Genomic DNA, 18,922 nt, shown 5'->3' with positions numbered 1-18,922 from the left:
GATGATGCGCTCCACCTCTCACGGACTGCCGGCGGAGGCGCGGGAAAAACTGCTCGCCCGCATGCGCCAGACTTCACGGACGCCGGCGTCGGCTCCTGCGCCGCAGCGTTACGATATCTCATTCGAAACCCTGCCCGGCTATGAAGATCTCCAGATGATGAGGGCCGCGGGCAGCGCGCTTGGGCTGGAGAACCCGTTTTTCCGCGCCCACGACGGCTGTGCCGGCGCGGTAACCTCCATTGCCGGCAAGGAGGTGATGAATTTCGCTTCCTACGATTATCTGGGCCTCAACGCCCATCCGGATGTTCGCCGGGCGGCGCAGCAAGCGATCGAACGGTTCGGTACCACCGTATCGGCCAGTCGGCTCGTCGCCGGTGAACGACCATTCCACCGCGGGCTGGAAACCCGTCTGGCCGGCGTTTATCGCACAGAAGACGCGCTGGTCTTCGTCTCGGGCCATGCCGCCAACGTCACCACGATCGGCTCGCTTCTCGGTCCGGCCGACACGATTTTCCACGATGCGCTGATCCACAACAGCATCGTGGTGGGTGCGGAACTGGCCGGCGCCCGCCGGCGGTCCTTCCCGCATAACGACCTCGACGAACTGGAGCGGATACTCGCCACCGAACGCCCGGCGACAGGCCGGGCGCTGATCGTCGTCGAGGGCCTCTATTCCATGGATGGCGACGTGCCTGACCTCGCCAGGCTGATCGCGCTCAAGGAGCGCTTCGGTGCCTGGCTGATGGTCGACGAAGCGCATGCGCTCGGCGTGCTGGGAGCTACGGGCCAGGGCATCGCCGAGCATCTCGGCATCGACCCGTCCGAGGTCGATATCTGGATGGGCACGTTGTCGAAGTCGCTGGCGTCGTGCGGCGGCTACATTGCCGGCCGTCAACCATTGATCGACTGGCTGCGTGCCAAGGCTCCCGGCTTCGTCTACAGTGTCGGCCTGTCGCCACCGGCCGCGGCGGCGGCTCTCGCCGCCCTCGACGCGATGGAGACGGAGCCGGCGCGGATTGCCCGACTTCAGTCCAATTCACGCCATTTCCTCCGCGCCGCGGAGGCGGCCGGCCTTTCGACCGGCCATGCTGCGGGACACGCCATCGTTCCGATCATGGTCGGGGATTCCTTGAAGGCAGTGATGATGGCAGAGAGGCTGCTGGACCGGCAGATCAACGTTCTGCCGATCATTCCGCCTGCCGTGCCGCACAAATCGGCACGGCTGCGCTTCTTCATCACGGCTGGACATTCGGCGGAGCAATTGGACGAAGCGGTGCGCGTCGTCGCCGAGGAATTGGACGCCTGCACCGGGATTATCGCGACGCTCGGCATCGACGTGCAGGACGACGACGACCGAGCGCCGATGCCGGAACGCATGCGAGGGGTCTGGTCATGAAAGCCGTGCTTGACATCACGCGGCTGCTCCGCCGCGCGGCACAGGCGACGCCGACAGGCATCGACCGGGTCGAACTCGCCTATGCACGCCACCTGCTGAAAGGTGATGCTGCCGATGTTTCCTTCGTGGCGCGACTGCGTGCATCGACCTGGTATCTCGATGCCAAGATCGTGCGGCCCTTCATCGAGACGCAGGCGCTGCGCTGGCGTCTGTCCGCAGCACGGGTGACCCGGCGCGAACTTTCCACCATCGAGCAGTTTCTCGGACAGCCCGACGGCTCCCTCGCCGCCGGTCTGCCGACGACGACGCTGCGCTCGGTGCTGCCGGACATGCTGCCGCCGCTCCAGCGCCTGCTGTCCCCCGTCAATCTCCTGCCCAGCCTGCTGCGCCGCCACCGCAACCGCGGCATGGTCTACCTAAATGTTTCCCATGAGGGACTGATCGCTCCCGGCGGCATGCGCTCCCTGGTGCGTGGGCAGGCCATGCAGCCGGTTTTCCTCGTCCATGACCTCATTCCGCTGACCCATCCCGAATATGTCCGCCCAGGCGATGCCGAGAAACACCAGACGCGCATGCGCACGGTGCTGGAATCGGCACGTGCGGTGATCTGCAATTCGCGCGACACGCAGATGAACCTCGCGAGCTTTGCCAGGGCGCGGCAGATGCCCCTGCCGCCGGCCGTCGTCAGTCCGCTGGGCATCGAGGACGAATTCGGGTCGGTCGATGTTCCGCCGCACGAGGGAGCGCCGTTCTTCATTGCGCTTGGCACCATCGAGCCCCGCAAGAACCATCTGGTCTTGCTGCATGCGTGGCGCGCCCTGGTCGAAAAGCTGGGCCCGAAGGCTCCCAAGCTGCTCATCATCGGCCGGCGCGGCTGGGAGAATGAAAACGTCATCGACATCATCGAGCGCTCGCGCACGCTCAGCGATCATGTCCTCGAGTGTAACCGCCTGCCGGATGCCCATCTCCGCCGGCTGATGCGCCAGGCGCGGGCGGTGCTGCTGCCCTCCTTCACCGAGGGTTTCGGCCTGCCGCTGTTCGAGGCGCTGGCGCTGCGGGTGCCGGTCATCTGCTCGAATCTTCCCGTGTTCCGAGACATCGCCGGCGCGACGCCCTGCTATCTCGATCCGATCGACGGGATCGGCTGGGCCAGGGTCATCGAGGAATACGCTCGTCCGGACTCGGTTCGGCGCCCCGCTCAGCTGGAGCGGCTCTCCACGTTCCAGGTGCCGCGATGGAGCGATCACTTCAAGGATGTCGATCAGCTGATCGATTCGATCGCCACGCCGGAGGAAGGCACGTCGCTGCTTGCCGGCTGGCTGCCGAGCCTCGACCGGAGCAAGGCATGGACCCCGGCGGGCGGCAGCGTCACGGGTGCGAGCTCTTCTTCGACCTTGTCCGCCTTCAGCCCGCACGAGAGCAGCACGAAGTCGGTCGCCGTATCCTCGGCCAATGATTCATGGCCGGGAAGGATCGGCGCATGATCGCCGTAGAACACCAGCAGCGCGCGCCGAGCAGACGCATCCAGTGCGTCGACCAATTGCCCCAGCATCATGTCGGCATGGGTTATGTGGCGGATATACTGCTCGACCGGATCGTCGGTGTCTGGCAGGCGGCCGACGCCATAGGGATCATGAGCCTCCATCGACACGGCCATCAGGAAAAGTGGTTGTCCCGCATGACGGGCGGCGTCGATCTCGTCGATGATCCGTGCAGCAAGCGCGCGGTCGCCGACATAGAGGCCGTAGCGGTCGGTCGCGGCGAATTCATCTTCGCCGACGAAGCGATCGAAGCCGAGCCGCGAAATGGCGTGGTCGCGGCGAAAGAAGCGCTTGTCGTGCGGATGGATGAAGCAGGTGCGCCAGCCGAGGCGGCGCAGGCCGGTGGCGAGCGAGGCTGCGGCCAGCCGCTCGGGGCGAAGATAGGGATCGAAGCGATCCATGCCCTGCGCGGCGAACGGAACGCCCGTGAGCATCTCCACCTCCGAGCGGTGCGTGTAGGCTCCGAAGCAGGACACCGCGAGCCGTCCGTGAGCCAGCGCGCGGCGGCGCATCCGGTCGAGGTTCGGCAGGTCGATGCCGACACCCTCACGGCGCAGATCGACGAAGGATTCCGACTGCACGACGATGACGACGTCATGGCCCGTTCCGTCGAGCGTTCCGGCCTGATGAACGCCGCCGCCCGCGCGCCAGGCCGCATAGCCGGCCACAAGGGATCCCGAAAGGCCGAGGCGCTTGACGAACCGGCGCGCCGGATGATCTGCCACCTCCGCGACCAGTCCGGGAACGAAGCGGGCGCCCTTCCCGGCGCCGGCTACGAACAGTCCGGCCCCCAGCATGGCCAGGAACGCGACGGCGCCCTGAATCCCGCCACCCATGGTGCGGGGCTCGTAATGGGTCCACACCACGATGACCGCCAGCAACGCGACAACCACCGTCCCGAGGGCGAGACCCTCCTTGCGCCCGATATAGAACAGTGCCGGATGACGGATGAGCAGGCTCAGAAAGCCGAGGTCGCTGAAGACCAGCGGTTCGCGCAGATAGGTGTATTTCTCCCGCGAGATGAACACGAACACCGCGCTGGTGACGAGCGTGGCGAGCGTGGCGAACGCCGGTCGCGCCGCAAAGCCTATCCACAGCGCCCACAGCCACAGCGCAATCGCCAGTCCGAGCGCGAGACGTCCGCGGGCCCAGCCCTCGTCATTTACGACACCCGGCATGGCGAAACGATCCAGGACGATGTGTCCGATACCCGCAACGCCGAAGCACGCCAGCCCGAAGGATATGCACCCGGTCATCGGCGCGCCGGCGGTCTGCGGCATACGCCGGAAGAACGGCTCATGCTTGCTCTCAACATCAAAAAACACCCAGGACTTCTGGCATTATTTCCGACAGAAAGTCATTATTCATATAATAAACAACATTTGCACTGTAAATATCTTCATATTCGCTTTGTCGTGAAAGATGTTTATCGCCCGAAAAGGACGAGGTCGTGAAATGAGCAAGGTGGAACCGCTGAAGAATATTCCGGCGACGCCCGATCTTGCGGATGTCGAGCCGGTGGCTGTGGCCTCGAAGGTGAAACCCATCCGGCCGACGAAGTCTATTGAAGCCGATGCCGAGGCTCCTCAGCCGATACGTGCCAAGCCGGTACGTCCGACACCGGTGCGTCCGATGGCGAGAAGTCCCAGGGAGTCGAACACCGAGCTGCCGGACCTCTCGGGCCTCACGGCAACATTGCCGAAGCATAGGAAGCCGAAGCGTTCGCGTAGCCTCTGGGCGTCCTTCCTGCTTCTGGTGGCGCTTCCGACCCTGGCGGCGACCGTCTATTACGTCGCTATCGCCTCGAACCAGTATATGTCGGAGTTCCGCTTCACCGTTCGCAGCCAGGATTTCGCTCCGGCAGGCTCATCGTCATCCGCGACAACCCTCAGCGGCGTGGTGAGCGGCTCGATGTTCACTAATGATTTCATGGTGATTGACTACCTGCAGAGCCGGCAGGCGATCGAGGATCTGATGAAGGCCGTCGATCTGCGCAAGATGTACGACAACGAGCATATCGATTACCTTTCGCGACTCCGCGCGGAAAGCACCAATGAGGAGCTTCTGCGCTACTGGCAATCGAAGATCGACGCTTCCTACGACCTCGTCACCGGCCTCGCTCTGGTGCGTGTGCGCGCCTTCAACCCGGAAGACGCCCACACCATCGCTTCGGCGCTTGTCAAACAGAGCGAGAAGCTCGTCAACGACATAACCGCGCGTGCACGTCTCGACGCTGTGAAGTTCGCCGAGGGCGATGTGACGCGAGCGGAGGAGCGGTTGCGTGCGGCGCGTGCCGACATGCGCCAGTTCCGCGACCGCCAGCAGACACCCGACGCGGCGCGCACCGCCGGCGGCACGCTGGATCTCGCGATGAACCTGCGGGCCGAAGTCGCCACGCTCCAGTCCCAACTCACGACGCTGCGCACCTACATGGATGCGAACGCGCCCTCGGTGAAAGTGCTGGAGAGCCGCATAGCCGCCGTCAACAAGCAGATCGCTTCCGTCGGGCGCGAACTCGGCACCGGGGCGGATGGAGCAACTGCATCCGGCTCCTCCACTGCCGCATCGGCCAAAAGCGCGGGCGGCGACCCGCAGGTCATGGCCGAGACGCTGTCGAAATATGAGGATGTCGAGCTCAGCACGCAGTTCGCACAGAAATATTACGACACGACCCTGTCCGCTCTCGAACTTGCCCGGTCGCAGGCCGCCACGCAGCAGACCTATGTCGCAACCTACGTGCAACCCGGCATTGCCCAGATGAGCGAATACCCGCAACGGGCCATCGCCATCCTCATCGTGTTCCTGGCCTGCGCGGCGTTCTGGTTCGTGAGCGTGATGCTGTTCTTCTCCATCCGTGACCACACGGCCTGACGGGACCGGTACGGCATGGTGGACAACGTTTTCTTCGACCACGGCGACGACCGGCGCACCCGGCATGCGACCCTGTTCGACGGGTTTCGGACCCAGGCGCGGGTGATCGCGGCGTTGATGTTGCGTGAAATCCGACTGCGTTCGATCCATTCGCGGCTGAGCTATCTGCTCGCTTTCGTGGAACCGATCCTCCAGTTGGTGATGATGATGACCATCTTCACCCTGATCGGCCGCCGTCCGGATTTCGGCACCAGCCTGCTTCTGTTCCTCGGCACCGGCATCATGCCGTTCTTTCTGTTCACGCACGTTTCGGGTCGCTGCACCGGCGCAATCCGCGCGAGCGGGCTGGTGCGGGCGCTGACGGCAGTGCAGCCGATCGACATCATGATCGCCCGGGCGTTGCTCGAGACGGCGACGCTGCTTATCGTTGCCGTGATGCTGTTCAGCTTCATCTACGCGACCGGGGTGCGGGAAGCGTTTCCCATCCAGCCGATCGTGGCGATCCAGGGCTTTGCGGCCACCGCCCTGCTCGGCATCGGCGTCGGCCTAATCAACGGGGTGATCGGCTCCTTCTTCCGTCTCTGGGCTGTGATCTACGGGGTGGCGTCGCGTTCGCTCATCTTCCTGTCGGGCGTGTTCTTCGTGCCGGACCTGATGCCGCCCGGTATCCGGTACGTGCTGAGCTGGAACCCGCTTCTCCATGGGCTCGAATGGTTCCGCTCGGGCTTCTATCTTACCTATCCGACATTGACCCTGAGCAAGTCCTATCTGATCGGTTTCGGCGTCGCCTCACTGCTGATCGGCCTGGCACTCGAGCGGGTCTTCCGGTCGAGGCTGATATGATCGCGGTCGATCTCGACGACGTCACGAAAACCTATCGCGGCAAGCATGGCGCGAAGCGGGTGTTCGAAAATCTGAGCGTGCGCTTTCCGGCCGGCAGCGCCGTCGGCATTCTTGGTACCAAGGGCTCGGGCAAGAGCACGCTGATACGCCTCATCGGCGGATCTACCCTGCCGGATCGGGGACGGATCCGGCGTCAGGGGCTCGTCTCGCCGCCCATTGCCAACACCCGCGCCTACCATGCTTCGCTCAGCGGACGCGAGAACATCCACTTCGTGGCGAGGGTCAACGGTCTGGACGGTCCGACCGCTTCCGCCTTCGTCGAAAACTTCACCGGGCTTGGGGCGACGCTCGATCAGCCGCTGTCGACCTATACCCGCGAAAGCCGCGCACGGTTCCTGTTCGCCGCGTCCTACGCGCTGCCCTTCGACGTATACATCGCCGACGAGGCGTTGTTCGGCGGGTCCGGCCCGTTCCGGGAACGCTGTGCCGCCCTGGTGCAGGCGCGGCGCGCGCAGGCGAGCTTCATCTTCGCCACCCGTTCTCCGCAGATGCTGCGACGTTTCGCCGATATCGGCGGCGTCCTGCATGACGGGCAGTTGCAGCTATTCGATCGCGTCGGTGACGCGATACGAACCTTCCTCGCTCTCGACAAGGCGACGCCCCAATCGGACGATACCCTGGAAGAGGACGACGAAGTCGATGAAGAGCGCGATCTGGACGAACCGTTCGGACCGCTCGAATGACCTCCCACCTGCTCTCAACATGGAAGGAACTGACATGAACGAACTGCCGCAGATCGATCGCCAGCTTGAACGCTTCGTGGCTCGCCGCATGCTCGATTTCGATCAGAATGGCTGGAAGGAGCTGACCGTGGAGAAGCGCAAGGAATGCATTCTCATCGCGCGCCGGGCCCTGCGTGCGGAACGCAACTACTACGCCCGCCAGGCGGCCGCCCCGCAGACCGCCTGAGCCTGCAGCGCGACCGGTGAATTCTTTAGCCGGTCGCGCTCGCCACTTGCAGTGACATTTCCTCCTTCTTTGCTACATCACTGTAGGTCAAGTATCCTGCAAATATTGCATGCCTCATCGTGTGACAAAATTGGCACATGAGATTCGCATTATTGCGGATAACTCCTTTGATGACGATGAAATCGACGGCATTCTGGCTTATCGGTTATTTCTAAACGCAAGGGGAATAATCGGCTTGTTTGCGCGTTGTATGAAAGTCGGCGCTCTCGCTCTCATTGTCCTGTCATTGGGGCTGGGAGGATGCACATTTTTCCCCGGCTCCGGTCCCACGACCGAGGAAGTCATCAACCCGAAAAAGGACGTGGCCGACTACGAGATCGTCGACGTCGATGGCCGGGCGATCGACGCCATGCGCCTGTGGCGCTCGGACAGCCTCGCCCGCAGCTTCGGTGCGCGGAAGACCGCCCCGGAGAATGTGGTGAATGTCGGCGATGTCGTCGAGGTCTCGATCTGGGAGGCCAGCGGCGGCGGGCTGTTCAGCTCGCGCAGCGCGTCCGACGCCGTGGGCGGCAACGCCACGCTTCCTCCCCAGACCGTCGGGCGTGACGGCCATATCAAGATCCCCTATGCCGGCGAGGTGTCGGTGGTAGGAAAGCGCCCCGGCGAGATCGCCAGCCAGATCGAGCAGGCGCTCAAGGGCAAGGCTATCGAACCGCAGGTCCTTGTCACGCTGCCGCAGCAATCCTCGGCTTCGGTGGTGGTGGTCGGCGACCTGACCGGCGCTGGTCGGGTGAGCCTGAACGTGAAGGGCGACCGGCTGCTCGAGGTCATCGCCCAGGCCGGCGGGATCAAGGGGCCGGCGAATGAGACATTCGTGCGGCTGACGCGTGGCTCGCGCTCCACGACCATGCAACTCACGGCGATCCTCGCCAATCCGTCCGAGAACGTCTACATGCGCCCGGCGGATACGGTTTATGTCTATCGTCGGCCGCAGACCTTCACCGCTCTCGGGGCGATCAGGAACTCCGGCGAACTTCCCATCGACCGTGACAACTTCACCGTCGCGGAGGCCATGGGCGTTTCCGGCGGCCTGACCGATACGCAGGCGGATCCGAGCGGCGTCTTCATCTTCCGGTTCGAGCAGTCTCCGGTGGTGCGTGCCATCAATCCGGAGTCGCCATTCCTGAACGGCAACAGCTTCGTGCCGGTCATCTACCGGCTGAACCTCAAGGATCCGTCGGGCTATTTCATCGCTCGCGCCTTCCCTGTTCGGGTCGGCGACGTCGTCTATGTCGCCAACGCGCCCGGCGTCGAGTTCACCAAGTTCCTGAGAATGGCGCAGACGATCTCTTCGGTGGTGCGGTCCAACGCCGTGGCCGTGTCGGACTGATCGGCAACCAGCGCGAGGATTGAGATGACTCCACGCCTGCTCGCGGCCGTGCTTCTCGCGGCTGTCGCCGCGGGTCAGCCTTCCACCGTGGTTTACGCGGACGGGCTGAACATCGCCGACTTCATGACCATGGATGTGTGCGTCGACAGTTCCGACCGCATCCTGCCTCTTGCCCCCGGCGATGCCGGATGCCGCCGGCATCGTGACATCCGGCCCGGCGAGACACCGCCTTACGAACTGCGGAACTTCGGCAGCCCCGGCCGCGGGTGTCCGGCGAATACCGGCACGATCACGCGCCTGAACCTGCCGGTGACACGTAACGGTCAGACGCGCATCGTCTCGTCGAACACACCGGTCGCGGCGCCCTGCGCGGGCGGCGGCGCGGCAAAGGACGGCGAAAGCGGCGGCGCGTCGATACAGTGGCACGACAATGGCTATGGCTTCATCATGGGCAGCTACAGCCCGGTGGCGCTGTCGATCTATCAGACCCCCGGCTGCCAGCCCGGCACGCGCTCGTCTCGCCGGTTCTTTCGCGGCTGGGTGATCGCTCCGGCACAGGTTCCCGCTGTGGGGGCGGCTGGCTATGGCGTGTTCCAGAGCAAGCTCACAACCGGAGCCGCCTCGAACCTGCCCGCCCAGTGCCCCACCGATTATCGCAGCGCCCTGACCACATGGCTGATCACGAATGTCCGTTTCAAGTCCGGGCGGGATCTGTTGGCGATCGTTTCCGGCCATTTTGCGCAGGTCGGCGAAGATGGCGCTTCGCCGGGTGACTCCATGCAGCTGGAACAGACCTACTGGACCCGCGAATTCGGACTGTCACGCTGGGAGAAGTGGGCGCGCGCCGACTGGATCCACCCTCGTAGCGGACGCGCTGCACCGGACCTGGCGCAGGAGCTTTTCCGTCGCGGACGTTGCAGCCCTCCGGCGGGTGGTACTTTCAACGTATCGGCGCATACACGCTTCAGCGACGGTCCCTCAAAGGCAGGTGCCTACACTCGGACCATCAGCGATCCTTCGACCGGCGAAAGCCATGTCTGGTACATGACGCTGTGCGAGGACTACACCAACATCCAGCCGCGTCTCGCGAGCCCGATGCCGGAGATGCTCCGTTTCTCGGACGAGGCCTACTGGCTTCCCTGACCGATCAACCTCAAGCCGGATGCTCTGGAGGGAGCTGGGATCCTCCGTGTTCCACAGCTCAGCTTCACGTCTTCGCTGATGATGGATTATGCCTGCATTCATCATTTTTCCCTCTCCGCGAACCCGCCTCTGGAGCAGATCGACCACGTCCAGCCGATGGGCGATGTCGAGATAGGTGGTCCGGCTCGTCGAGCCGCAGCATATCCGTGGACTGTGAATCGGCATGGAATGAGGCCCCCGTTTTTGGGGTGAGGCGCACCAAGAATGCCGAATCCCGAACAGGATCGCTGACGCCGGCTATCAGCCATGTCCATCGGCGTAGTCCATTGGGCCGGTCCGTCGACATGGACACACAGGGCACGAGGCAATACGCCTCGACAGATTATAACGATTATACTTCTATACTTTCATGAAGTACTTGCCCCGGAATTCTTGCGTGCATATGGATCGATCTCCGGGTTGGGCAAGCATCAACTTTCACCCTGTCTGGAAACGGTCGAAATAGACATTCCTTCACCCTTGCCAGCAGGATTGTTCGCCTTTGAGCACATCCGTTTCTCCTTACGGGCTTTTCGATCCTGCATCCGACAGGAGCAGCTGCGGCGTCGGCTTCATTACCCGTAAGGATGGACGCCAGACCCCGGACGTGCTGCAGAAAGCCCATGAGGCGCTATGCGCCGTGCCGCATCGCGGTGGCATGTCATCCGAAGGGGTAGGCGACGGCGCGGGCGTGTCGATCGACCTGTCGCTGGCCTTCTTCCGCGCGCGGACCGGTCGGGGCGATCTGGAAGCCGGCCGCTTCGGCGTCGGCAATTTCTTCATGCCCTCCGATAGCTCGCAGCAGGACCGGGCGCGCCTCATCATCGGGAACGCGCTGGCCGACGAAGGCTTCGCGGTGCTGCTGGAGCGCGAAGTGCCGGTGGAGCCGTCCGTCCTGCGGCCGGCGGCGCTGAAGTACCAGCTCCCTATCCGCCAGTGGGTCTTCGCCGCGGCCGGGGGGACGACGTCGGTCGAGGCCCTGGACCGGGCGATCCATCGCGCTCTGCTGGTCATCGAAGCGGAGGCCTTCACCGATCCGGCGCTCGAGGGGTTCTACCCGCTCTCGCTCTCGGCGCGGACCCAGGTGCTGAAGGGCCGCCTCAACTCGAACGAGGTCATCCCCTATTTTCGCGATCTGGCCGATCCCGACCACGCGGTTCACACGCTCTATTTCCACACCCGCTTCTCGACCAACACCGACCCGCACCCCTCCATGGCCCAGCCCTTCCGGCTGATGGCGCATAATGGCGAATTGAACACCGACAAGAAGAACCGTCTCTCCGAGGCGGCGATCGCACGGGCGCGAAACGGGCTCATCGTGGCGCCGAAGGGCCAGTCGGATTCCTGCCGGCTCGACCAGACCCTGCAAAGCCGGATGATGCAGGACGACCTCGATCTGGTCACGGCCGTGGTGTCGATGATGCCGCCGGCCTGGGAGAACGACGACACGCTCTCCCCTGCCGTGCGCGCCATGCTCGAATATTTCTCGCTGTATGAGGAGAAGAACGACGGGCCGGCGGCGCTCATCTTCGGCAATGGCGAGATCGTCGGCGCCCGGCTCGATCGGCTCGGCCTGCGTCCGCTGCGTACGGTGGAGACGACCGATTATCTGTGCGTGATGTCGGAAGCCGGGCAGATCGGCTTTCCCCCCGACAGCGTGCTGCGGCGCGGCCGGATCGAGGCCGGCGGCATGCTCTACTGGGATCACCGGGAGCAGCGCAGCTACGGCTCGATCGAGGCGCTGGAGATTCTGGCGGCCCGGCGCGACTATCCGGCGCTGCTCGATGCCGCGCGCGTGACGCTTGAATCGCTGCCGGAAATCCCGCCCGAAAAGCAGGGCTCGCCGCTGCGCTACAATGGCGATCTGGAACGGCACCAGCGTTATGTCGCCTATTCGCATAATCAGGAAAGCTTCCGGTTCCTGATGGACCCGATGCTGGAGGCCGGCGCCGAAAAGATCTCCGCCATGGGCTATGGCAACGCCATCAATGCCTTGTCGGACCAGGAAGGCGGCGTCGCGAAATACTTCTCGCAGCGCTTCGCGCAGGTCACCAACCCGCCGCTCGACTCCCTGCGCGAAGCCGATGGTATGACGCTGCGCGTGGCGCTGGGTGCCAAGCCGAACATCGGCGCACCCTCTGCCCCGCAGATCGTGATCCGTTCGCCGATCCTCACCCATCTCGACATGCTCAAGATCCGCGAGCAGACGGCGACGCCAGTGCGCCGCTTCGAGATGCTGTACCGCCCGGTACCGGGCGAGGCGCAGGCAAACACGCAGGCCATCGAGGACGCGCTCGATGCGCTATGCCGCGAGGTAACCGATTTCGCACGCGGGGCCGGCGGCATCGCGGTGCTGACCGACCGCCATGTCGCGCGCGAGCGCGCCGCGCTGCCGTTGACGCTGGCGGTCTCTGCGGTCAACCAGCGGCTGATCGAAGAAGGGTTGCGCCTGCGCCTCTCCATCATCGCCGAGAGCGGCCAGATCTCCTCCTCGCATCATTGCGCCGTGGCGCTGGGCTTCGGCGCCTCCGCTGTCTATCCGCTCTGCGTGCAGTTCCGGGCCGAGGAAAAGTTCGGCGCCGAGGCCGACAAGGCGTTCAAGCGCTTCGCCAAGGCGGCGGAGAAGTCGCTGATGAAGACCATGGGCAAGGTCGGGCTCTGCACCGCCGAAAGCTATATCGGCGGCGAGTTCTTCGAGCCCAATTTCCTCGATACCAACGATCCCGTCCTGAAGCGCTATTTCCCGAACATGCGCACCCCGGTCGGCGGCGTCACCTTCCCGGTCATCGCCCAGGCGGTCAATGACTGGCATGCCCGCGCGCTCACCGTGAAGGACGAGGCGGATATTCCGTTGCTCGGCCTGTTCAAGGAACGCGCGGAAGGTGCCGGCCATTCCTTCGGCGCCATCGCCGTGCGCGGCTTCGTCGACATGACCGAGGAGCCCGCCGACCTTCTGCCGGAGGCCGAGGCGCCGCAGACCGATGTCGACGCCCTGCGCCTGCTGCCTCTCAACCGGCTAACGGACGCCTTCGGCCTCGATGCCGGGGCCTATCGCTCGACCAGCTTCGAGGCGCTGACGCCGGAAGCGGTGGATGCCTTCCGCATCACTCCGGCCTATCGTGCCTTCAGCCGCATGATGACGGAGGAGCGGATGCGCCGCCCTGCCGCCTTGCGCGACGTGCTGTCCCTGCCGGCGGACATCACTTTCCTCAGCCACGCGCAGGATTTCCGCCGCGAGATGGGCAAGTTCGCGCGGCGCGGCAACAACAGCTTCCTGGTGCGCGGCCTCACCTGCGAGCAGATGCCGGGCAATGTGTTCCTCGTCGGCCTCACCGGCCCGCTGGGCGATGATCCGGCGCGGCTCGCGGCACTCGGCCAGTCGCTCCTCATGCGGTTCCGCGGTGCGATCAACGGCCATTGGCTGCAAGCGGGCAGGCTGGCGCTACGCGCCACCGGCGAGGCCAAAGACTGGCTCTGCCTGCTGCACGCGGCGCCCGACTCGATCCCGCTGGAAGAGGTGCAGAAGGCGAGCGAGATCACCCCTCTCCTGACCTCAGGCGCCATGAGCCACGGCGCGCTGAACGCCCCTGCCCACGAGGCGGTGGCCCATGGAACCAACATGGTGGGCGGCCTCTCCAATTCCGGCGAGGGCGGCGAGCACATCTCGCGCTACGGCACGATCCGCGCCTCGCGCATCAAGCAGCTCGCCTCCGGCCGTTTCGGCGTATGGGCCGGCTATCTGGCCGATCCCTCGCTGGAAGAGCTGGAGATCAAGATCGGCCAGGGTGCCAAGCCCGGCGAGGGCGGCCAGCTTCCGGCCCAGAAGGTGACGGTCGAGATCGCCGCCGCCCGCGGCGGCACGCCGGGCGTCGAGCTGGTGTCGCCGCCCCCGCACCACGACACCTATTCGATCGAGGACCTCGCCCAGCTCATCCACGACTGCAAGGCGGCGCGGGTGCGGGTCATCGTCAAGCTGGTGTCGTCCGAAGGCATCGGCACCATCGCCGTCGGCGTCGCCAAGGCCGGGGCGGACGTGATCAATGTCGCGGGCAACACCGGCGGCACCGGCGCGGCGGCCGTGACCAGCCTGAAATACACCGGGCGTGCCGCGGAGATCGGCATCGCCGAGGTGCACCAGGCGCTCTGCGCCAACGGCCTGCGCCGCAAGGTGACGCTGCGCTGCTCCGGCGCACACCAGACCGCGAGCGATGTGGTGAAGTCGGCGCTGCTCGGAGGCGACAGTTTCGAGTTCGGTACCACCGCTCTGATGATGCTGAAATGCGTCATGGCCAAGAACTGCAACATCAAGTGCCCGGCCGGCCTCACCACCAATTCGGAACTGTTCGACGGCGATCCCCGCGCGCTGGCGCAATATCTCATGAACATCGCCCATGAGACGCGCGAGATCCTCGCCGCGCTCGGCCTGCGCTCGCTGAAGGAGGCGCGCGGGCGCTCCGACCTGCTGCACCTGCTCGACCACCCCTCCAGCGTCGGCCAGCTCGACCTGCGGGCCATGCTCGCCGTGGTGCCGGAGGTGGTGATCGACGAACCGGTCTATATGGAAGCCGATTATGGGCTCGACGCGGATTTCCTCGCCGGGATGACCGCCGCCCTGATCGAAGGCGGCGCGGAGAGCGTCGCCCTCGGCGAAGGCATCCGGCTCGGCAACCGCAACAAGAGCGTGGGCGCGCAGCTCGCCGTCGACATCGAGCGGATGCTCAACCATACGCTCGCGCCCGAGGCCGCCCGCGCGCTGCCCGCCGCGTGCGAGGACGATCGCGGTCGGCGCTATCTGCAACCCGACAGCGTCGTGATCCGCACCACCGGCTCGGCCGGCCAGTCCTACGGCGCGTTCTGCAATGACGGCATGGCCTTGCGCCATGTGGGCACCTGCAATGACGGCGTCGGCAAGGGCCAGTGCGGCGGCACCATCACCGTGCGTTCGCCCGGCGGCGGCTGCGACGAGGCCGGCGGCAATGTCCTGATCGGCAATTTCGCGCTCTTCGGGGCCACCGGCGGCCGTCTCTTCGTCGAAGGACAGGCCGGCGACCGCTTCGCCGTGCGCAATTCCGGCGCCACCGCCGTGGTCGAGGGCGTCGGCGATTTCGCCTGCGAATACATGACGAACGGCGCGGTGCTCAATCTCGGCGCCTTCGGCAAGGGCGTCGGCAACGGCATGAGCGGAGGGTTCGTCTACCAGTACGATCCTTATGGCGATCTGCCGGCGCGGGCCAGCCACGATTCCATCCTGCTGTTCTCGCTGCGCGAGGAGGGGCCGGAAGCCGAGCTTCATGCCGCCGCCATCCACCTTCTGCTCGGCTGGCACCTTGAGGCGACCGGCTCGGCAAAGGCAGCGTGGCTGCTGGAGAACTGGGAAAGCGAGCGGCAGAATTTCGTCTACGGCCTGCCGGTCGCGCTGCTGCAATACCAGGACAGCGGCGCGATCCTGAAGGTGAAGCCGCGCAAGGACCTGCTGGAGGAGCTCGCCACCGCCGTGGCTGGTCACCAATTGCGCAAGTTCAAACTGGCCTATCGGGACGGCACGCCGATCCTCGCCGGCGCCCTGCCGGACGCCAATGCCGCGAACGGCACCGACATGCTGGTGCTGCTGAACAACTACACCGTGCTCGCCATGGCCCAGCAGCTCGCCCGCGCCCGACTGCCGGGTGTGCAGGACATGGACGATCCTGCCCTGCAGGGCGGCGTGCGCAAGCTCATCATGACCGAGGATTTCGGCCTGATGCAGAAGATCCAGCGCCATGCGCGCGCGGCGCTTCAGCATTACCCGGACGAGCAGCTCGCCGCCTTGGTCGCCGACAAGCGGCTCGGCGACTACAAGACGGCCCTCACCCGGCGCAACATCCTCTCCATGGACGGTCCGGGCTCCTATGGCTGGATCCTCCATCAGAGCGCCAGGAACCGCGAGATCGTCGGGCGTATCCCCAGCTATGAGGAGCTTTTCGCCCGCGCCGCCCTGCCCGATCTCGTGGCTTTCAGCCGAGGCAAATGATGACGTTCCCCGCCATTCCCGACGACGCCCCGTTTTCGGGCGAGCAGCGCGCATGGCTCGCCGGCTTCATGGCCGGGCTCAATTCGCGCCTCGTCGAAGCTGAAGCCACGTCTGCGGCATCGGTCGCGCGGCCGCGACTGAGCATCCTGTTCGGCACCCAGACCGGCAATGCCGAACAGGTCGCGCAGGAGGCCGCCGCCGCGGCGCGCGCCCAGGGTTTCGATCCGGAAGTGATGGGTCTCGACGATGTCGACATGCCCCGCCTCGCCGCCATGGAGCGCGTCATCGTCGCGACCTCGACCTATGGAGAGGGCGAGATGCCGGACAATGCGCATCTGTTCTGGCAGGCGCTGTCCGCGCCCGACGCCCCACGGCTTGAAGCGGTGGGCTATGCGGTGCTGGCGCTCGGCGATTCCGCCTATGACGGCTTCTGCCAGGCCGGCAAGCTGATCGACACCCGCCTTGAGCAGCTCGGCGCGCGCCGGCTCGCCTCCCGCCTCGATTGCGACGTCGATTACGAGCGCGCCTGCGCCGGCTGGATCGCCAGCACCCTGCCGCAGTTCCCGCGACCCAAGGGTGCGGAGGCTCCGCTCGCCCCGGTCGCGGCTGCGTCCACGGCGCCGGCGCGGGCGGAATGGAGCCGGCGCAACCCCTATCCGGCGTGCCTCGCCGTGAGCCGGCGCCTCTCCGGTAGCGAATCGGCCAAGGACATCCGCCATTACGAGTTCGACCTCACGGGAAGCGGGCTGACCTACGAGGCCGGCGATGCGCTGGGCGTGATGCCGCTCAACGATCCGGTACTGGTGAAGGCCCTGCTCGCCCGGCTCGGCGCCGCGTGGGAGCAGCCAGCTCCCTCGGGCGACCGGCCGCTCGGCGAGGCCCTGCTGCGGCATTACGAAATCCGCACCCCGTCCCGCGAGTTGATCGCCGCGATCGAGGCCCGCGCGGGCGACGACCAGCTCACGCATGTCCTGCGCCATGGCGACCGCGAGGCGCTGGATGCGTGGCTGTGGGGTCGCGACGTGCTGGACCTCGTCGACCTCAATCCCGCCCTCTCCTTCGATCTCGCCGAGTTCCTCGGCTGGCTGAGGCCCTTGCAGCACCGCGCCTATTCGATCTCGTCGAGCCCGCTCGCGCATGAAGGATCGGTGCACCTCACCATCGCCGCGGTCCGCTGGCAGCGGGAGGGGCGCCAGCATGGCGGCGTGTGCTCCACCCATCTCGCCGACCGTCTGGCGGAAGGCGGGCAGGCCGGCATCTTCATGTCGCCCAACAAGGCTTTCCGCCCGCCCACCGATCCGGCCGTGCCGATGATCATGGTCGGACCCGGCACCGGCATCGCCCCCTTTCGCGGCTTCCTGCATCACCGCAAGGCGCAGGGCGCGGAGGGGCGCAACTGGCTGTTCTTCGGCGACCAGCACCAGGCCAGCGACTTCATCTACGCCGACGAACTCGCCGAGATGAGCCGCGACGGCGTGCTGACCCGGCTCGACCTCGCCTTCTCGCGCGACCAGGCCGAGAAGATCTATGTCCAGACCCGCATGCGAGAAAATGGCCGCGACCTGTTCGCGTGGCTGGAAGAAGGCGCTCATGTCTATATCTGCGGCGACGCCAGCCGCATGGCGAAGGACGTCGAGCAGGCCCTTCACGACGTCATCGTCGTCCATGGCGGCCTGTCGGCGGAAGCGGCCGCCGACTATGTCGCGCGGCTGCGGCGCGAGAAGCGCTACCAGCGCGACGTGTATTGAGCGGCGTTCACGGGAAGGCGAGACATCATGGCATCAGCCTGCGGACGTGGCGGCTGCTCCCGTCCCTTCGTCAGCGAACTCGGCGCCCTCACCGCCGAACCCGGCTTCTGCGGCAGCCGGCTGCACGCACCGGTCGAGCGCATCGCCGCGGACTTCCGGCTCCTCGGCGAAGCGGTGGCCGTGACCTCCAACACCACCGCGGTAATGACCCGCATCGGCCATTACGGCCCACCCCAGTTCACCGGCGAGCCCCTGCGCTGTGATCCCGAGGCGACCTGCGTGCGGCTCGAGACATCCGCCATCGACACCGCGTTGGCAGTGGAGCGCATGCCGGTGCAGCGGCTGCCCTGCTCCCTCCAGTTCTATTGCCCGGCAGGGGCCGTGCTGCACAAATGCTTCCTCACCCAATGCCGCGACGACCTCGATTTCGCGCGGCTGACCGATCTGTGGGCAGGCCCGGCGGAGACACACGCTGATTCGTGCCGGTCGCCCAGCCCGGCCCGCCCCGAGGGCGATTGCGCGGCGCAGCTCGACAGCGTCTTCGGCGACAGCGGCCTGACTCGCCGGTCGCAGCTCCCGGGATGGGGCGGGACGCGCGCATGGCGAGTCGCGCCGGAACTGGCGTTGAACGCCCTCGCTCTCGCCGCCGAAATCCGCATGCCGCTGAGCCAGATGGTGGGCAATGCCGGCGCAGCCCAGATCCATAACGGGCCGCTTGAACAGGTCCGTCGTTCGCAGGCCCTCGTCATCCTGCGCTCGGGCTGCTGCACCCTGTCCTTCGACGGCGCGGAGATCGAGGAAGCCTGGGTCACCTGCTACCGCAGCCCGTCCGGCGAGGCCCACATGCTGGAGCTTTACGACTGGCGCTTCCACTGCGTCGCGCAATTCGCCGCTCCCGGCCTCCCCGATCCCGGCCTCGGCGGCTACTGGCGGCAGGTGCTGCTGTCGCTGGGCCGGATCGGAGGCGGATAA

General features: G+C 65.7%; 12 protein-coding genes and 1 pseudogene. 12 read left to right on the top strand and 1 reads right to left on the bottom strand.

The genetic code is table 11. The features are described 5' to 3' along the window. The first annotated feature begins 1 nt into the window (after nucleotide 1). Both MWN34_RS08730 and MWN34_RS08725 read left to right on the top strand, forming a co-directional pair. The gene (locus MWN34_RS08730) at nucleotides 2-1,396 is read left to right on the top strand and encodes an aminotransferase class I/II-fold pyridoxal phosphate-dependent enzyme (RefSeq protein ID WP_247028839.1); all 1,395 of its coding nucleotides are present in this window, start codon (nucleotides 2-4) and stop codon (nucleotides 1,394-1,396) included. Beyond that, nucleotides 1,393-2,880 carry a glycosyltransferase family 4 protein gene (locus MWN34_RS08725; RefSeq protein WP_247028543.1) on the top strand — a complete coding sequence of 496 codons (1,488 nt, stop codon included), beginning with the start codon at nucleotides 1,393-1,395 and terminating at the stop codon, nucleotides 2,878-2,880. The genes MWN34_RS08730 and MWN34_RS08725 overlap by 4 nt, the downstream gene beginning before the upstream one ends. Here the strand turns inward: MWN34_RS08725 and MWN34_RS08720 are convergent. Next, nucleotides 2,820-3,734 (bottom strand): annotated as a pseudogene (locus MWN34_RS08720) (LTA synthase family protein); the annotation flags it as partial. The gene MWN34_RS08725 and the pseudogene MWN34_RS08720 sit on opposite strands and share 61 nt — an antisense overlap. 402 nt (nucleotides 3,735-4,136) lie before the next feature. Here MWN34_RS08720 and MWN34_RS08715 point away from each other — a divergent pair. From MWN34_RS08715 to MWN34_RS08670, 10 genes are all read left to right on the top strand, one after another. Next, nucleotides 4,137-4,391, top strand: a complete 255-nt coding sequence (locus tag MWN34_RS08715; RefSeq protein WP_247028541.1) for a hypothetical protein — start codon at nucleotides 4,137-4,139, stop codon at nucleotides 4,389-4,391. 1 nt (nucleotide 4,392) lies between these two features. Next, on the top strand, nucleotides 4,393-5,808 hold the full coding sequence (locus tag MWN34_RS08710; RefSeq protein WP_247028539.1) for a KpsE/RkpR family capsule polysaccharide export protein: 1,416 nt from the start codon (nucleotides 4,393-4,395) through the stop codon (nucleotides 5,806-5,808). 102 nt (nucleotides 5,809-5,910) lie between these two features. Beyond that, nucleotides 5,911-6,651, top strand: a complete 741-nt coding sequence (locus tag MWN34_RS08705) for an ABC transporter permease (protein ID WP_247028538.1) — start codon at nucleotides 5,911-5,913, stop codon at nucleotides 6,649-6,651. Further along, nucleotides 6,648-7,394, top strand: a complete 747-nt coding sequence (locus MWN34_RS08700) for an ABC transporter ATP-binding protein (protein ID WP_247028537.1) — start codon at nucleotides 6,648-6,650, stop codon at nucleotides 7,392-7,394. Before MWN34_RS08705 ends, MWN34_RS08700 begins: the two co-directional genes overlap by 4 nt. Nucleotides 7,395-7,428: 34 nt before the next feature. After that, the gene (locus MWN34_RS08695; RefSeq protein WP_247028536.1) at nucleotides 7,429-7,620 is read left to right on the top strand and encodes a hypothetical protein; all 192 of its coding nucleotides are present in this window, start codon (nucleotides 7,429-7,431) and stop codon (nucleotides 7,618-7,620) included. Nucleotides 7,621-7,729: 109 nt separating this feature from the next. Further along, the gene (locus MWN34_RS08690) at nucleotides 7,730-9,010 is read left to right on the top strand and encodes a polysaccharide biosynthesis/export family protein (RefSeq protein WP_247028535.1); all 1,281 of its coding nucleotides are present in this window, start codon (nucleotides 7,730-7,732) and stop codon (nucleotides 9,008-9,010) included. Nucleotides 9,011-9,034: 24 nt separating this feature from the next. After that, a complete protein-coding gene (locus tag MWN34_RS08685) occupies nucleotides 9,035-10,153 on the top strand; it encodes a hypothetical protein (RefSeq protein WP_247028534.1) in 1,119 nt (372 codons plus the stop codon). A 541-nt stretch (nucleotides 10,154-10,694) separates the two neighbouring features. Then, a complete protein-coding gene (locus MWN34_RS08680) occupies nucleotides 10,695-16,202 on the top strand; it encodes a glutamate synthase-related protein (protein WP_247028533.1) in 5,508 nt (1,835 codons plus the stop codon). Further along, nucleotides 16,199-17,950 (top strand): sulfite reductase subunit alpha, encoded by a 1,752-nt coding sequence (locus MWN34_RS08675; protein WP_343311920.1) that lies wholly within the window; start codon nucleotides 16,199-16,201, stop codon nucleotides 17,948-17,950. Before MWN34_RS08680 ends, MWN34_RS08675 begins: the two co-directional genes overlap by 4 nt. Nucleotides 17,951-17,977: 27 nt before the next feature. Continuing rightward, the gene (locus MWN34_RS08670; protein WP_247028530.1) at nucleotides 17,978-18,922 is read left to right on the top strand and encodes a ChuX/HutX family heme-like substrate-binding protein; all 945 of its coding nucleotides are present in this window, start codon (nucleotides 17,978-17,980) and stop codon (nucleotides 18,920-18,922) included.

This window comes from Ancylobacter crimeensis, assembly GCF_023016805.1.
GTDB classification, from domain to species: Bacteria; Pseudomonadota; Alphaproteobacteria; order Rhizobiales; family Xanthobacteraceae; genus Ancylobacter; species Ancylobacter crimeensis.
This window is presented reverse-complemented; position numbering and strand designations above follow the sequence as displayed.

What these genes read in the sequence shown, in the direction of transcription:
- MWN34_RS08730 (WP_247028839.1), top strand. Translation starts at nt 2, where the DNA reads ATGATGCGCTCCACCTCTCACGGACTGCCGGCGGAGGCGCGGGAAAAA.
- MWN34_RS08725 (WP_247028543.1), top strand. Translation starts at nt 1,393, where the DNA reads ATGAAAGCCGTGCTTGACATCACGCGGCTGCTCCGCCGCGCGGCACAG.
- MWN34_RS08710 (WP_247028539.1), top strand. Translation starts at nt 4,393, where the DNA reads ATGAGCAAGGTGGAACCGCTGAAGAATATTCCGGCGACGCCCGATCTT.
- MWN34_RS08700 (WP_247028537.1), top strand. Translation starts at nt 6,648, where the DNA reads ATGATCGCGGTCGATCTCGACGACGTCACGAAAACCTATCGCGGCAAG.
- MWN34_RS08695 (WP_247028536.1), top strand. Translation starts at nt 7,429, where the DNA reads ATGAACGAACTGCCGCAGATCGATCGCCAGCTTGAACGCTTCGTGGCT.
- MWN34_RS08690 (WP_247028535.1), top strand. Translation starts at nt 7,730, where the DNA reads ATGCCTCATCGTGTGACAAAATTGGCACATGAGATTCGCATTATTGCG.
- MWN34_RS08685 (WP_247028534.1), top strand. Translation starts at nt 9,035, where the DNA reads ATGACTCCACGCCTGCTCGCGGCCGTGCTTCTCGCGGCTGTCGCCGCG.
- MWN34_RS08675 (WP_343311920.1), top strand. Translation starts at nt 16,199, where the DNA reads ATGATGACGTTCCCCGCCATTCCCGACGACGCCCCGTTTTCGGGCGAG.
- MWN34_RS08670 (WP_247028530.1), top strand. Translation starts at nt 17,978, where the DNA reads ATGGCATCAGCCTGCGGACGTGGCGGCTGCTCCCGTCCCTTCGTCAGC.